Here is a 13,648-nt window from a genome sequence, read left to right as displayed (position 1 = left end):
GTCGACCATAGCGAGACCAGAACGAGAGACTGCTTCAGAATGACGTCGCTTTACGACCGGATCGCGGCCCGGTTTCCCGATCCCGCCAAGACCTTCCTGACCACGCTCGAGGGGCGAGCCTTCACATACGGCGACCTGGAGAGCGAAAGCGCCCGGATGGCCGGCGCGCTTGTCGACCTCGGCGTCAGGCCCGGAGACCGTGTCGCCGTCCAGGTGCAGAAGTCGCCGGAAGCCCTGATCCTGTATCTGGCCTGCGTGCGCGCCGGCGCCGCCTACCTGCCGCTCAACACGGCCTACACGCTGGCGGAACTGGCCTATTTCATCTCGGACGCCGAGCCTGCCGTGGTCGTCGTCGACCCGGCCGTCCGCGACCAGGTCGCGGCGCTGCCGGAAGCCGGCGGAGTGGCGTCTGTCGAGACGCTCGACCAGGCGGGCCGGGGGTCCATCGTCGACAGGGCCACCGGCTTCCCCGCGACGTTCGCCACCGTGCCGCGGGCGGCCGACGACCTCGCCGCGATCCTCTACACCTCGGGCACGACGGGCCGCTCGAAAGGCGCCATGCTGACCCAGCAGAACCTCGCTTCGAATGCCGAGGTGCTCGTCGACTCCTGGCGCTTCACCGGCGACGACGTGCTGATCCATGCGCTGCCGATCTACCACACGCACGGGCTGTTCGTGGCGACCAACACGGTGCTGATGGCGGGCGGGTCGCTGCTGTTCCTGCCGAAGTTCGACGCCGATACGGTGCTCGACCTGATGCCGCAGGCCACCGCGATGATGGGCGTCCCGACCTTCTACACCCGGCTCATCGACAGTCCCCGCCTCGACCGCGATGTGACCCGGTCGATGCGGCTGTTCACCTCCGGGTCGGCGCCGCTGCTTGCCGAGACGCACCGGGCCTTCGAGGAGAAGACCGGGCACCGGATCCTCGAGCGCTACGGCATGACCGAGACCAACATGAATACCTCGAACCCCTATGAGGGGGAGCGCCGGGCGGGAACCGTCGGCTTCCCGCTGCCGGGGGTCGATCTGAGGATCGTCAATCCCGACAGCGGCGCCGAACTGCCGGACGGCGAGATCGGCGTCATCGAGGTGAAGGGCCCCAATGTCTTCAAGGGCTACTGGCGGATGCCGGAGAAGACCGCTGCCGAGTTCCGGCCGGACGGCTATTTCATCACCGGCGACGTGTCCTTCATCGACCCGGACGGCTACGTCCACATCGTCGGCCGCGCCAAGGACCTGATCATCTCGGGCGGATTCAACGTCTATCCCAAGGAAGTCGAGAGCGAGATCGACGACATGGAAGGCGTGGTGGAGTCGGCGGTCATCGGTCTGCCGCACCGCGACTTCGGCGAAGGCGTGACGGCGGTCGTCGTCTGCGAGAAGGGCGTGGTGCTCGAGGAGGAGCACGTCAAGGCCCGCCTCAAGGAACGCCTCGCCGCCTACAAGCTGCCGAAGCGGGTGTTCTTCGTCGAGGAACTGCCGCGCAACACCATGGGCAAGGTCCAGAAGAACGTCCTCAGGGAGTCCTACGCGGACACGTATGGCTGATCCGGTCGGATGCGACTGGGGCTGAGTCCGGACCGCCCGGGGTGGCAGGTCCTGCGGTTCCATCGCGATCCCGGATAGCTGCCTGGCAGCTTCCGGGATGACGTGTGAGAGGTGGGGCGTGTCCCGACGAACGGCCGTGCGTCGGGTCAGTGGCCGAGAGCGCCCTCGCCACGGTCGAGCAGGATCGGAATGATCAGGTCCTCCTCGTCGCCGAGGTGACGGTGCAGGCTCTTCAGGAAGCCCGACAGCGCATCGGACATGCCGTCGGCGGCGTACTGCACGCGGTCCTTCGGGCCGGCCAGCGCCTGCAGCAGGCCGTTGCCGGCCTCCTGCAGCGACAGGAGCCCGGTGTGGATCATCTCGTGGTCGCCTTCCAGCACCTCGAAGCCGCGCGCCAGCCGCGGCTCCGTGGCGGTGAGCATGGGGAAATAGTTGTGGTCCTCGATCATGTGGTGGCCGTGCAGTTCCCGCAGGAAGAACTGGATGCGCGGCACGAACCAGGTGCGGAACGCCTCGGCCGGCACGGTGCCGGCCTTGAGCTGGTCGGCCGCGGACAGCAACCCCGTGTTGAGCTCGCGGAACATGTCGTGCCGGCCGAGCCAGAACCGGGACAGGTCGCCGAGATTGGGGTGCTCCTCCCAGACCTCGCGCGGATAACGCTCCAGCAGGACCCGCAGGTCGGCCGGCCATCCGGTGCGGTGGTCGAGGTCTAGCAGTGCGTCGTCGTCGGTGGCGGACATCTGGGGCCGTGTGAACAGGGACTTCGGGAAGGGGATTCGACCACGAATCTGGTGCGTATCCCCGTTCGTTCAATCCGTCGCCGGACTTTCGCCCGTTTCGGGTGTCCTGCGCCAGGATCCCGCGGCCGGTATCAGGTCGGTATCAGGCCGGTATCAGGCCGGTATCACTGGGCGGTATCACTGGGCGGTTGCCGAACCGCCGTCGTCCGGCGGCGTCCCCTGGGCGGGCTGTCCCTCGAAGAGCTGGTAGGTCGTCGGATTGTCCGGGCACAGGCCGAGCTCGCATTCCGCAACCGTGGAGACGGCGTTGCCCAGCGCGATGAGGGCAAACAACGCGACGGCGAACAGTCCGAGTCCGGCAAGCCGCGGCCGCTGGTAGCCGATCTCGGGCTCGAACTGTCCCTCCAGGAACAGCATCGCCGCCGAGCCCAGGATGATCAGGACGAAGACGACGAAGGCCCAGGTGTAGAAGTGCATGCCGAGGAACGGGTCGCCGTAGCCGCCCGTGCCCGGCACCACATGCAGGGCGATCTGGCGCAGGGACACGGCCGCTCCGACGATCGAGGATACGATCGCCATGGCGTAGTGCGCGGGGCGCGGCTCGATCGCGTTCAGCGCGATGCCGATGCCGGCGGCGACGAAGCCCGCCCTCTGCAACAGGCAGAGCGGGCAGGGCAGGTCGTGATTGACGAACTGGTCGGTGAAGGCGAACAGAAGCGGCACCGAAATGGCGACGAGACCGAGTGCGTTCAGCGTGCGGGCGAGGGACGGGGTCATCATCTGTTCCCTCACAGGTCGATGTCGAGCGCGTCGGTGAAGTGCAACTTCACCAGCACCAGCAGCACCACGATCGTCAGCGCCCACAGCGCCATCGTCGCGCCGCGCCAGCCGCGCCAGGTGGTGAGCAGTGCCAGGAAGGCGGTGAAGAAGGGCAGGGCCATCATCGGCTGTGTCTCCGGTGGGCCAGCCGCCGACCTTCCGGAGGGCAGCCATCGAATCGGGCTTTTGCGGGCAACTCTACACCAGCGGAGCACCCGACGCCCGCTTGCCAAACGGATGAAGCAGGGCGGCTCTGCGCCGGCGGCGATTGTACTGCGCCGCGTTTCGTGGTTCTCCGTACCGACCGGAGGATTCCCTGCAGCATCTCATCGGCATAGGCTTCAAGATCGCCGCGACGTTCCTGCTCACCAGCATGGCGGCGCTGGTGAAGCTCATGGCCGATACGATCCCGACGGGCGAACTGATGTTCGCGCGCAGCTTCTTCGCGCTCGGCCCGCTCATCGTCTGGATGATTATCCGCAAGGAGTTTCCGACCGCGCTCCGGACCAACCGGCTCGGCGGCCAGATCCTGCGCGGCGCGTTCGGCGGCGCCGCGATGATCGGCTTCTTCACGGCGCTGCGCTTCCTGCCGCTGCCGGACATGACCGCGATCCAGTTCGTCTCGCCGCTGATGACGGTGGCGCTGGCTGCACTGCTGCTCGGCGAAACGGTGCGCCTGTTCCGCTGGACCGCGGTCAGCGTCGGCTTCCTTGGCGTGATCCTGATCCTGTGGCCGCACATCGGCGGCGGATGGAAGGGCGACGAAGGCGCGTTCGGTGCCCTGCTGGCCGTGGTGGCGGCATCGCTGACGGCGCTGGCGATGATCCAGATCCGCAACCTGGCGGGATCGGAGACGACGGCGTCGATCGTCTTCTACTTCTCCATCACGACGTCGGTGATGGGGCTGGCGACGCTGCCGTTCGGCTGGGTCATGCCCGATCTGAAGGGCGCGCTGATCCTGTTGGCGATCGGCCTGATCGGCGGGTTCGGGCAGATACTGCTGACGCTGAGCTACCGCTACGCGCCGGCGTCGGTCATCGCGCCGTTCGACTATACGGCGATGATCTGGTCGATCCTGCTCGGCTTCCTGATGTTCGGCGAGGTGCCGCTGCCTATCGTGCTGGTCGGATCCACCGTGGTCATCGCGGCCGGTCTGGCGGTGATCTGGCGCGAGCACTGGCTCGGCCTCAAGCGCGCCGAGATGCGCCGCTCCGGCCTGCCGCCGGTGTGACCGGCGCTGCGCAGGCGCCTAGAACGCCTTGAAGGTGATGATCGTGTAGGTGTCGCGGATGCCCTCGATGCACTGCACCTTCTCGTTGACGAAGTGGCCGATGTCGGTCTCGGCGTCGACGTAGAACTTCACCAGGAGATCGTAGTCGCCGGCGGTCGAATAGATCTCCGAGGCGATTTCCGCGTCGGCGATCTGGTTGGCGACCTCGTAGGAGCGGCCGAGATTGCATTTGATCTGGACGAAAAACGGGATCATGCGCGTCTCCGCAGGATGTCGGACGGTGGGCGGGCTTCGTCCCGCGCGCCGGAATCGGTTCCGGGGGTCGCCGCGATGTGACCAGATGCCGGTACAAACGGCAAGTCCGGCGGAGTCGCGATCGATTGCTCTCGTGAGGGCTTCTCGGTCCCGAGAGCCGCTGACCCTTCGGGCCTGGACCCGCTGCGGAGCGATCGGGCGTCCTGCGCCGTGCGGAAGAGCCGTAGCGGCCTCGCGCCTACGCGGTGGCCAGGGCGACGAGGTCCCGCGTCATCTCGCTGTCGGGGTCGGCGAGCGGCGCGATGACGGTGAAATGGTTCGTCCCGTCGAGCGAGGTGCAGGAGGTCTCGACGCCGGCCGCTCCCCAGGTCCTGGCGATCTCGCGGCACTGGCGGTGAAACTCGCCGCTTTCTTCGCCGCCCACCCAGGCGTGCAGCCTGCGTCCCGCCGGGGCCGGCCAGAACAGCGGGCTCTGGTCGCGCGCCTCCGCCTCGTCGAGGCGGAGCGCGCCGTTCAGGCTGGTGGGAATAAGCGGGGCGAGGTCGAACAGGCCGGAGATCGGCTGAGCTGCGACGATCTCCGGGCCGCCGGGTTCCCATTCGCTCGCCAGCAGCGCGGCGGCGAGGTGGCCGCCCGCGGAATGGCCGGAGACAGCCATCGGCACCCTGAACCGGTCCCAGAGCCAGTCGCAGGCAAGCCGCATCTCGGCGACGATGTCGCCGATGCGCACCTCCGGACACAGCGTGTAGGTGGGTACCGCCACGGCGAGCCCGTGGGCGAGGGCGCCGCGCGCCATGTGGCTGAAGAAGCTGTTGTCGAGGCCCTGCCAGTAGCCGCCATGGATGAACACGGCGAGCCGATCGACCTTCGCACCGTTGCCGGGGAGGAACAGGTCCAGCCGGTTCCGCGCGCGACCACCGTAGGAAATGGCTGTTTCGCACTCCGCCTGCTCCCGGAAAGCCGCGGCGTCGCGCGCCCAGCCCTCGATGATGGCGGGATGTTCCGGGACGCGCGCGCGATTGTTGTATTCGGCCTCGTAGTCGGTCGCGTTCATTTTCGTGCCGGGCTCCTCGGGTCTTGAAAGCGGCCTGCATGTCAGCTACGTGACTAGCACGATCTCATTGGGGTGTCCCGTGCGGGACTGAGAGGCCGAATGCCGGTCAACCCATTGAACCTGATCCGGATCATGCCGGCGGAGGGACATGAGATGAACAATCTCGCAAGCCGTAAGTTCGACAATTCAGGTGCCGCGGGTTTCCGTGGCCGCCGGGGCGTTCGCGTGCGTCGATGACGGGCATGACGATCGATTCCGCGGCGGTCGCCGGCGCGCTTGCCCGGCTTCGCGAACGCCGGCCCCGGGTTCACTGCATCACCAATTCCGCGGCGGTCAACTTCACCGCCAACGTGCTGCTTTCAGCCGGCGCCATCCCCTCGATGACCGTCAATCCCGAAGAACTGCCCGATTTCGTTGCCAGCGCCGACGCGCTGCTCGTCAACCTCGGCACCCTGGATCCGCTGCGCCGCGAGGCGATCGATGTCGCGGTCGGGGTGGCAGGCGCAGCCGGCACCCCGTGGGCGCTCGATCCGGTCTTCGTGGAGCGGTCGCGGCCACGGCTGGCGCTCGCAAGGCAGCTCCTGGCGCGCGGACCGACGGTGATCCGCGGCAACCGGCCGGAACTGGACGGGCTGACCGGCGCGGGCGGAGACGACGCGGCGGCCGACGCGCTGGCGCGTTCGTCGCGCGCCACGGTGGTGCGCACCGGCGAGGTCGACTACGTCACCGACGGCGCCCGCGCGGTGAGGATTGCCGGCGGCCATCCGCTGATGGCCTCGATCACCGCGGCCGGCTGCGCCGCGACGGCGTTGCTGGCCGGATTTCTGGCAGTCGAGGACGATCCCGTGACGGCCGCCTCGGCCTGCCTCGGCTTCGTCGCCGCTGCGGCGGAGCGGGCGGGCGCGCAGGCCGCCGGCCCGGGCAGTTTCGTTCCCGCGTTCCTGGACGCACTTCACGCGCTGACGCCCGAGGAGGCCGGCGCGCAAGCGAGGATCTCATGATACCTGTCGATCTCAGACTATACGGCCTCGTCGACCCGACGCGCAGCGGCGGCCGCGATCCGGGCAGTCTCGCGGCCGCCGCGGTGGCCGGCGGGGCAACGCTCATCCAGCTTCGCGACAAGCAGGCATCGACGCGCCGCTTCGTCGAGGAGGCGCGGCTCGTCCGTGCCGCGATGCGGGGCAGCGGCGTGCCGCTGCTGATCAACGACCGCGTCGACGTCGCGCTGGCCGTCGCCGCCGAAGGCGTCCATCTCGGCCAGGACGACATGGACGCCCGCGACGCCCGCCGCCAGCTCGGGCCGAACGCCATCATCGGGCTGACGATCAAGAACGAGGCCGACGTCGATTCCGCCCCGATCGGCGCCATCGACTACGTCGCGATCGGCGGCGTGTTCGAGACGCTCAGCAAGGACAACCCCGACAAGCCGGTCGGTATCGACGGGCTGACGCGGCTCATCGGGCGGGTCCGGGCGAGACGGCCGAACCTGCCGGTCTGCGCGATCGCGGGGATCAACGACGAGCGCGTGCCGGGTGTGATCGGCGCGGGCGCCGACGGCGTCGCGATCATCTCGGCGATCTTCATGGCGGACGACGCCGAGGCGGCCGCGCGGGGACTGCGAATCACCGTCGACCGGGCGCTCGAGGCCCGTGGCGCGGCAACCGGGAGCGCGGCATGACGGCGATCGCCGTGACGATCGCCGGAACCGACCCGACCGCGGGTGCGGGAATCCAGGCCGATCTCAAGACGTTTTCCGCCCTCGGAGTCTACGGCGCCACGGTGATGACCGCCCTGGTCGCGCAGAACACGACCGGCGTCCAGGGCGTGCACGACGTTCCGGCCGAGTTCGTGCGCGCCCAGATGAGGTCGGTCTTCACCGATCTCGATGTCGACGCCGTGAAGATCGGCATGCTGAGTCGGCCCGAGACCATCCGCGCGGTGGCCGACGGCCTTGCGGAGTTTGCGGCCCGCAACATCGTGCTCGACCCGGTCATGGTCGCCCAGAGCGGCGATCCGCTGATCACTCCGGAGGCGGTGGCGACGCTGCGCGATACCCTGCTGCCGATGGCGATGGTGATCACGCCGAACCTGCCGGAGGCCGCCCGGCTGCTCGATGCGGACCCGGCCGGGGACGAGCACGCCATGCTCGAGCAGGGCAGGCGCCTGCTCGATCTCGGACCGGAGGCAGTGGTGATCAAGGGCGGCCACGGCACCGGCGCGGAGTCCGTCGACCTGCTCGTCACGCAAGACGAGGTGGTGCGGCTGGCGGCGGAGCGCATCGCCACGCGCAATACCCACGGGACCGGCTGCACCCTGTCGTCGGCGATCGCCGCCGGACTGGCGACGGGCGCGCCGCTGGCATCGGCCGTGCGCGCCGCCAAGGACTATCTGACCGCCGCGCTTGCGGCGGCCGACGACCTGCGGATCGGCCACGGCCAGGGGCCGGTTCATCACTTCCATGCCCTCTGGCCGAACCTGCCGGGAGAGAAACGATGACGAAAGCCACCTTGTCCCGCCGCCAGGCGCTGACCGGCGCCGCAGCCCTCGGAGCGGCCGGCGCCTCGACGCTGGCGCGGCCGGCGATCGCGCAGGGCCTCACCAGGTGGAAGATGGTGACGTCCTGGCCCGCCAACCTGCCCGGGCCGGGCGTCAGCGCGCAGCGCCTCGCCGACCGGATAGGCACGCTGAGCGGCGGCCGGCTGACCGTCGAGGTGTTCGCTGCCGGCGAACTGGTGCCGGCCTTCGGCGTCTTCGACGCGGTGTCCCAGGGGGCCGCCGAGATCGCCCATACGGCCTCGTTCTTCTGGCAGGGCAAGGTACCCGGCGCGGTGTTCTTCACGACCGTTCCCTTTGGCCTGACGCCGACCGAGCACGTCGCCTGGGTCGAGCGCGGCGGCGGCCAGGCGCTGTGGGACGATCTCTACGCGCCTTTCGGGGTGAAGCCCTTCATGGCCGGCAACACCGGCTTCCAGATGGGCGGCTGGTTCAAGAAGCCGGTGACGTCCGTCGACGACCTGGCGGGACTGAACATCCGCTCCGCCGGCCTCGGCGCCGAGGTGTTCCGGCGGCTCGGCGCCAATGCGGTGGCCATCGCGCCGGGCGAGATCTTCGGGGCGCTCGAATCCGGCGTCGTCGACGCGGTGGAATTCCTCGGGCCGTTCTCGGACATCGCGCTCGGCTTCGACCGGGTCGCCCCGTACTATCTGTGGCCGAGCTTCAACAAGCCGAACGGGACGGGCGAGGCGATCGTCTCGACCGGCGCCTACGAGGCGCTGGAGCCGGACCTGCAGGCGGCGGTCACCATGGCATGCGCCGCGGAAGCGTCGATCGGGCTGGCCGAAGCCGACTGGATGAACGGCGTTGCGGTCGCCTCGCTGCGCGACCAGAGCAAGGTGACCTTCGCCCGTTTCCCGGCCGACCTCGTCGAGGCCGCGAAGCCGGCGGCGAACGAAGTCCTCGCCGAGCTTGCGGCCAAATCGCCGCAGACGCGCAAGATATCGGAGTCCTACACCGCAGCCCTGTCGCGGCTCGGGGGCTGGTCGGAGCTGTCGGTCGCGCCGTATCTGACGGGCCGGATCGCCTGAAACGAAAAGGGCGGGCGCCGCAACGGCCCCGCCCTTCGATCGAGTATAGTCTTCGGAATTACGGCGCGACGACCTTCTGGCGCTGTTCGCCGAGGCCTTCCATCGACAGCTCGACGACGTCGCCGGCCTTCAGGAACACCGGCGGCTTCATGCCGAGGCCGACGCCGGGCGGGGTGCCTGTGGTGACGATGTCGCCTGGCAGAAGCTTCATGAAGCGCGAGGCGTAGGCGATCAACTCGATCACGCCGAAGATCATCGTCGTGGTGGAGCCGGTCTGCATCCGCTTGCCGTTGACGTCGAGATGCATGGCGAGATTCTGCGGATCGGCGATCTCGTCGGCAGTGACGAGCCAGGGACCGACCGGACCGTAGGTCGGGGCGCTCTTGCCCTTCACCCACTGGCCGGTGCTCTCGGTCTGCCAGAAGCGTTCCGAGACGTCGTTGCACAGGCAGTAGCCGGCGACGTGGTCCAGCGCCTTGTCGGCCGGCACGTTGAAGCATTCCGTGCCGATGACGAAGGCCAGCTCGACCTCCCAGTCGGTCTTCACGGAATCCTTGAGGAGCACGATGTCGTCGTTGGGGCCGGAGATCGACGTCGGCGCCTTGTTGAACAGGATCGGCTCGGCGGGGATGGGCGAGCCGGTCTCGGCGGCGTGGTCGGCATAGTTCAGGCCGATGGCGAGGAAATTGTACGGCATCGGCACGCACGGACCGAGACGGGCGCCGGACGGCGCGGCCGGCAGCGAGGCGGGATCGACGCCGCGCAACCTCTCGAGGCCGGCCGGAGACAGCGCGTCTCCGGTCAGGTCGTCGACGATCGAGGACAGATCGCGGATGGTGCCGTCGCCATCGACGATACCCGGCTTTTCGCTGCCCGCGGGGCCGAACCGGACAAGTTTCATAAGCATTCCCTCACATCATTGATCAAAACGGTCGCGGATAATCGGTGATCGGTCCTCCGCCCGCAAGCCGGTCGCGGACCGATTGTCGCCGCGCAGGACGGTATTGGCGGAAAACTATGTTGCGCCATTGTCACAAATGGTTCGAAACGGCCCGGCGCATGGCAAACGGGCGACAGTAGCATCTATGGGCAATTGCACGTCCGTTCGGCGGTTGGCAGACTTGATTGCACAGAATCGCATCAGAACTCGAAAAGAGTCGAACAGGCGCCCTGGGAGGATACGGCGATATGCGCTGTGCTAACCGACGCGGCACGACATCGTGGACGGCCATTTCCGCGGGAGCGGTTGGACTTTCGACACTTCTCGCAACCGAGGCGTTCGCCGGCGCCTTCGCGATCCGCGAGCAGAGCGCCTACCGGCAGGGCGCCTCATTCGCGGGCGAGGCGGTATGCGGCGATTCCGTTGCGGGCGCCTTCTGGAACCCGGCGGTGGTCTCCTGTGCCGACGGGCTGGAGGTCGAAGGCTCGCTGTCGGTGATCCTGCCGCAGACGGACGTCACCACCGATCCGTTCCCAGGCAGCCTCTTCGGTCCCGGCAGCCCGCTGTTCTTCGCCGGCGATCCCGGCGACATCGGTGAAGTGGGCTGGGTGCCGGCGGCGACGGCGGCCTACAACTTCGACAATAACTGGTATTTCGGCGTGACCATCAACGGCCCGTTCGGGCTGGCGACCGACACCAACTTCAACCACGCCGCCCAGATCTACGGCCGCAAGTCCGAGGTCTTCTCGCTGAATGTCAATCCGATCGTCGGCTACCGCTTCAACGACTATTTCGCGCTCGCCGCGGGCATCGGCGTCGAGTACATCGACATCAAGCTGACCCAGGCGGTGTCGCCGGCACCGTTCGCCCCGTCGGCCGAATTGTCCGGTGACGATGTCGGGGTCGGCGCAACGGTCGGCATCCTGATCACGCCCAGCCCCGATACGGAGATCGGCATCGGCTACCGCTCGCCGGTCAAGCACTCCGTCGACGGCACCCTGACGATCCCGTTGACGGCGCAGCTGCCCGTCTCGGTCGAGCCGACCTTGCCGGAAATGATCAGCGCCAGCTTCAGCCACCGCTTCACCGATGCCTTCACGCTGATGGGCACGGCGGAGTGGACGAACTGGAGCCGGTTCGGCACATTCACGGTCACCAACGACCTGACGGGTCTGCCGGCGACGTTCCTGCCCTTCGAATACAAGGACGGCTGGTTCTTCTCGCTGGGCGGCGAATACGACTGGAACGACCAGTGGACCTTGCGGGCCGGCGTCGGCTGGGAGATTTCGCCGGTCGACGACGCCGATCGCGCGATCCGTCTTCCCGACGACGACAGGCTGTGGCTGTCGATCGGTGGCTCCTACGACTGGAACGATCGCCTGAAGCTCAATTTCGGCTACTCGTTCCTGACGACCTTCGACACCCGGATCGCGATCGGTCCCGGCAATCCGCTCTACGTGCCGCCGGTGACCTTTGCCGCCGATGTCGACGCCAACGTGCACATCCTGTCCGTCGGCCTGAAGTACCGGTTCGGCGGGGCGCCCGAACCGGTCGAGGAGATCGTCTACAAGAACTGACGGGCTGCCGGGTGGCGACCCAGGTCGCGGGGGCGGGGGCGGCCCGCGTGATGCGCAGGACCGGTCCCGGGCGGACCGGTCCTGCGCCGCCTCCGGAGGCCGGCGGTTGCGGCTACCAGTTGCCGCCGTAGTAGCCGCCGTCGAGCAGGATGTTCCGGCCGGTCATGTAGCCGGCGTGGACGCTGCACAGGAACGCGCAGGTGTTGCCGAACTCGGCCGGTTCGCCGAAGCGGTTGGCGGGCACCGTGGCGCGCCGCTGGCTGGCGACCTCTTCTTCCGACAGCCCCGTCGCCTCAGCGCGCGGGCCGAAGGTCGAGCGCAGCCGGTCGGTGTCGAACATGCCCGGCAGCAGATTGTTGATGGTGACGTTGCGATCGGCGAACTGGCGGGCGACCCCGGAGACGAAGGCCGTCAGGCCGGCGCGCGCGCCGCTGGACAGGTCGAGCCCCTGGAGCGGCGTCATCACCGAGTAGGACGTGATGTTGACGATGCGCCCGAACCCGCGCTCGGCCATAGGCTCGATCACCCGCTGGATCATCTCGATCGGCGTGACCATGTTCATGGTCGCACCCTTCAGCATCGCCTCGCGGTCGAGCTGCCGGAAGTCGCGCAGCGGCGGACCGCCGTTGTTGTTGACCAGGATGTCGGGCTGCGGACAGGCGGCCATCAGCGCCTCCTGGCACTCCGGGGTGCTGACGTCGCCTGCGACGGGGGTGACGTTCTGCGAGGTCGCGGCCGCGATCTCGCCTGCGACGCGCTGGAGCCGATCGGCGTCGACGCCGTTGATCACGACATCGCAGCCGGCCTCCGCCAGCGCCTCGGCGCAGGCCCGTCCGAGGCCCCGGCTCGACGCACAGACAATCGCACGCTTTCCCCTAATTCCAAGATCCATAAGCGCTTCTCTCCCTGTTCGGACTGCTGCCGGCCTGCTCCGGGCGAACCGGAACCTATGCATTGCTGCGCGGTTTTGATATGTAACAGGCGCATGGCAACGATGGGTCTACAGTGTTTTGAAACTGTGTGACATACGTCATAATCCTGCCAACGGAATCGAATTTATGAGCCAAAGACTGTAGAGCAGGGCGAGGGTCACCTTGAGCCAGCCGTCGGAAGCAAAAACCTACCGAAGCCTGTTTGTCTCCGACCTGCATCTGGGGACCAAGGGGTGTCAAAGCGAACTGTTTCTGGATTTTCTCAAGCATCACGATGCCGAGACGATCTACCTCGTCGGGGACATCATCGACTTCTGGCGTCTGAAACGGACCTGGTACTGGCCGCAGGAGCACAACGACGTCATCCAGAAGCTCCTTCGCAAGGGGCGGAAGGGTGCCAAGATCGTCTACGTGCCCGGCAACCACGACGAATTCCTGCGCGAATACATCGGCACGCATTTCGGCGGCATCGAGGTGGTGCGGCGCGCGGTCCATACCACCGCCAACGACCAGCGGCTGCTTATCATCCACGGCGACGAATTCGACGTGGTGGTTCGCTACGCCCGGTGGCTGGCGATGCTGGGCGACGTCGGCTACAGCTTCGCGCTGTTCTGCAACACCCATTTCAACGTTGTGCGCCGCAAGCTCGGCTTTCCGTACTGGTCGCTGTCGGCCTGGCTGAAGCTGAAGGTCAAGAACGCCGTCAACTTCATCGGCGAGTTCGAGGAGGCGCTGGCCAGCGAGGCGGCACGGCTCGACGTGCACGGAGTGGTCTGCGGCCATATCCATCATCCCGCCGACCGGATGATGTCCGGGGTCCGCTACCTGAACTGCGGCGATTGGGTGGAAAGCTGCACGGCGCTTGCCGAACACGAGGACGGGACGCTCGAACTGATCCACTGGCCGGTGGTCCGCGCCTCGCAGCCTGTCGCAGATATCGAAACGGCCCGGGCGGCGGCGTGACC

General features: G+C 67.7%; 15 protein-coding genes and 1 riboswitch. Of the genes, 8 read left to right on the top strand and 7 right to left on the bottom strand.

What is annotated here, in order from left to right:
- Positions 1 to 39: 39 nt before the first annotated feature.
- The gene (locus V3328_RS10640) at positions 40 to 1,551 is read left to right on the top strand and encodes a malonate--CoA ligase (protein WP_340329634.1); all 1,512 of its coding nucleotides are present in this window, start codon (positions 40 to 42) and stop codon (positions 1,549 to 1,551) included.
- A gap of 146 nt (positions 1,552 to 1,697) precedes the next feature.
- Here V3328_RS10640 and V3328_RS10635 read toward each other — a convergent pair whose 3' ends face one another.
- The 3 genes from V3328_RS10635 to V3328_RS10625 all read right to left on the bottom strand — a co-directional run bounded on the left by V3328_RS10635 (position 1,698) and on the right by V3328_RS10625 (position 3,235).
- On the bottom strand, positions 1,698 to 2,291 hold the full coding sequence (locus V3328_RS10635; protein WP_340329633.1) for a hemerythrin domain-containing protein: 594 nt from the start codon (positions 2,289 to 2,291) through the stop codon (positions 1,698 to 1,700).
- Between the two features lie 177 nt (positions 2,292 to 2,468).
- Positions 2,469 to 3,071, bottom strand: coding sequence for a disulfide bond formation protein B (locus V3328_RS10630; RefSeq protein WP_340329632.1), 603 nt, complete (start codon positions 3,069 to 3,071; stop codon positions 2,469 to 2,471).
- Positions 3,072 to 3,079: 8 nt separating this feature from the next.
- Positions 3,080 to 3,235, bottom strand: coding sequence for a DUF5993 family protein (locus V3328_RS10625; protein ID WP_340329631.1), 156 nt, complete (start codon positions 3,233 to 3,235; stop codon positions 3,080 to 3,082).
- Positions 3,236 to 3,378: 143 nt separating this feature from the next.
- Between V3328_RS10625 and V3328_RS10620 the strand changes: the two genes are divergently transcribed.
- Positions 3,379 to 4,341 carry a DMT family transporter gene (locus V3328_RS10620; RefSeq protein ID WP_340329630.1) on the top strand — a complete coding sequence of 321 codons (963 nt, stop codon included), beginning with the start codon at positions 3,379 to 3,381 and terminating at the stop codon, positions 4,339 to 4,341.
- Positions 4,342 to 4,359: 18 nt separating this feature from the next.
- Here V3328_RS10620 and V3328_RS10615 read toward each other — a convergent pair whose 3' ends face one another.
- Together V3328_RS10615 and V3328_RS10610 are read right to left on the bottom strand one after the other, a co-directional pair.
- Positions 4,360 to 4,596, bottom strand: coding sequence for an Lrp/AsnC ligand binding domain-containing protein (locus V3328_RS10615; protein WP_340329629.1), 237 nt, complete (start codon positions 4,594 to 4,596; stop codon positions 4,360 to 4,362).
- 238 nt (positions 4,597 to 4,834) lie between these two features.
- Positions 4,835 to 5,650, bottom strand: coding sequence for an alpha/beta hydrolase (locus tag V3328_RS10610; RefSeq protein WP_340329628.1), 816 nt, complete (start codon positions 5,648 to 5,650; stop codon positions 4,835 to 4,837).
- 58 nt (positions 5,651 to 5,708) lie between these two features.
- Positions 5,709 to 5,815, top strand: a riboswitch (TPP riboswitch).
- Between the two features lie 77 nt (positions 5,816 to 5,892).
- Between V3328_RS10610 and thiM the strand changes: the two genes are divergently transcribed.
- From thiM to V3328_RS10590, 4 genes are read left to right on the top strand one after another with little or no spacing between them, the layout of a single operon-like run.
- On the top strand, positions 5,893 to 6,651 hold the full coding sequence (thiM, locus tag V3328_RS10605) for a hydroxyethylthiazole kinase (RefSeq protein WP_340329627.1): 759 nt from the start codon (positions 5,893 to 5,895) through the stop codon (positions 6,649 to 6,651).
- Positions 6,648 to 7,328 (top strand): thiamine phosphate synthase, encoded by a 681-nt coding sequence (gene thiE, locus V3328_RS10600; protein WP_340329626.1) that lies wholly within the window; start codon positions 6,648 to 6,650, stop codon positions 7,326 to 7,328. Before thiM ends, thiE begins: the two co-directional genes overlap by 4 nt.
- Positions 7,325 to 8,146 carry a bifunctional hydroxymethylpyrimidine kinase/phosphomethylpyrimidine kinase gene (thiD, locus tag V3328_RS10595; RefSeq protein WP_340329625.1) on the top strand — a complete coding sequence of 274 codons (822 nt, stop codon included), beginning with the start codon at positions 7,325 to 7,327 and terminating at the stop codon, positions 8,144 to 8,146. The genes thiE and thiD overlap by 4 nt, the downstream gene beginning before the upstream one ends.
- Entirely contained in the window at positions 8,143 to 9,234 is a 1,092-nt protein-coding gene (locus V3328_RS10590) for a TRAP transporter substrate-binding protein (RefSeq protein WP_340329624.1), read from the top strand. The genes thiD and V3328_RS10590 overlap by 4 nt, the downstream gene beginning before the upstream one ends.
- Before the next feature lie 58 nt (positions 9,235 to 9,292).
- Here V3328_RS10590 and V3328_RS10585 read toward each other — a convergent pair whose 3' ends face one another.
- Positions 9,293 to 10,135, bottom strand: a complete 843-nt coding sequence (locus tag V3328_RS10585; RefSeq protein ID WP_340329623.1) for a fumarylacetoacetate hydrolase family protein — start codon at positions 10,133 to 10,135, stop codon at positions 9,293 to 9,295.
- Positions 10,136 to 10,422: 287 nt separating this feature from the next.
- On the opposite strand from V3328_RS10585, the gene V3328_RS10580 reads away from it, so the two are divergent.
- On the top strand, positions 10,423 to 11,751 hold the full coding sequence (locus V3328_RS10580; RefSeq protein WP_340329622.1) for an OmpP1/FadL family transporter: 1,329 nt from the start codon (positions 10,423 to 10,425) through the stop codon (positions 11,749 to 11,751).
- Positions 11,752 to 11,863: 112 nt separating this feature from the next.
- Here V3328_RS10580 and V3328_RS10575 read toward each other — a convergent pair whose 3' ends face one another.
- A complete protein-coding gene (locus tag V3328_RS10575; RefSeq protein ID WP_340329621.1) occupies positions 11,864 to 12,643 on the bottom strand; it encodes an SDR family oxidoreductase in 780 nt (259 codons plus the stop codon).
- A 202-nt stretch (positions 12,644 to 12,845) separates the two neighbouring features.
- Between V3328_RS10575 and V3328_RS10570 the strand changes: the two genes are divergently transcribed.
- Positions 12,846 to 13,646, top strand: a complete 801-nt coding sequence (locus V3328_RS10570) for a UDP-2,3-diacylglucosamine diphosphatase (RefSeq protein WP_340329620.1) — start codon at positions 12,846 to 12,848, stop codon at positions 13,644 to 13,646.
- The last annotated feature ends 2 nt before the right edge of the window (positions 13,647 to 13,648 follow it).

It is taken from the genome of Microbaculum marinum (genome assembly GCF_037855135.1).
GTDB lineage: Bacteria > Pseudomonadota > Alphaproteobacteria > Rhizobiales > Tepidamorphaceae > Microbaculum > Microbaculum marinum.
This window is presented reverse-complemented; position numbering and strand designations above follow the sequence as displayed.

Excerpts from the sequence above, each read along its gene's own strand:
- V3328_RS10585 (WP_340329623.1), bottom strand. The coding sequence starts at position 10,135 with ATGAAACTTGTCCGGTTCGGCCCCGCGGGCAGCGAAAAGCCGGGTATC.
- V3328_RS10575 (WP_340329621.1), bottom strand. The coding sequence starts at position 12,643 with ATGGATCTTGGAATTAGGGGAAAGCGTGCGATTGTCTGTGCGTCGAGC.
- thiM (WP_340329627.1), top strand. The coding sequence starts at position 5,893 with ATGACGATCGATTCCGCGGCGGTCGCCGGCGCGCTTGCCCGGCTTCGC.
- V3328_RS10580 (WP_340329622.1), top strand. The coding sequence starts at position 10,423 with ATGCGCTGTGCTAACCGACGCGGCACGACATCGTGGACGGCCATTTCC.
- thiE (WP_340329626.1), top strand. The coding sequence starts at position 6,648 with ATGATACCTGTCGATCTCAGACTATACGGCCTCGTCGACCCGACGCGC.
- V3328_RS10625 (WP_340329631.1), bottom strand. The coding sequence starts at position 3,235 with ATGATGGCCCTGCCCTTCTTCACCGCCTTCCTGGCACTGCTCACCACC.
- V3328_RS10630 (WP_340329632.1), bottom strand. The coding sequence starts at position 3,071 with ATGATGACCCCGTCCCTCGCCCGCACGCTGAACGCACTCGGTCTCGTC.
- V3328_RS10635 (WP_340329633.1), bottom strand. The coding sequence starts at position 2,291 with ATGTCCGCCACCGACGACGACGCACTGCTAGACCTCGACCACCGCACC.
- V3328_RS10615 (WP_340329629.1), bottom strand. The coding sequence starts at position 4,596 with ATGATCCCGTTTTTCGTCCAGATCAAATGCAATCTCGGCCGCTCCTAC.
- V3328_RS10590 (WP_340329624.1), top strand. The coding sequence starts at position 8,143 with ATGACGAAAGCCACCTTGTCCCGCCGCCAGGCGCTGACCGGCGCCGCA.
- V3328_RS10640 (WP_340329634.1), top strand. The coding sequence starts at position 40 with ATGACGTCGCTTTACGACCGGATCGCGGCCCGGTTTCCCGATCCCGCC.
- thiD (WP_340329625.1), top strand. The coding sequence starts at position 7,325 with ATGACGGCGATCGCCGTGACGATCGCCGGAACCGACCCGACCGCGGGT.
- V3328_RS10610 (WP_340329628.1), bottom strand. The coding sequence starts at position 5,650 with ATGAACGCGACCGACTACGAGGCCGAATACAACAATCGCGCGCGCGTC.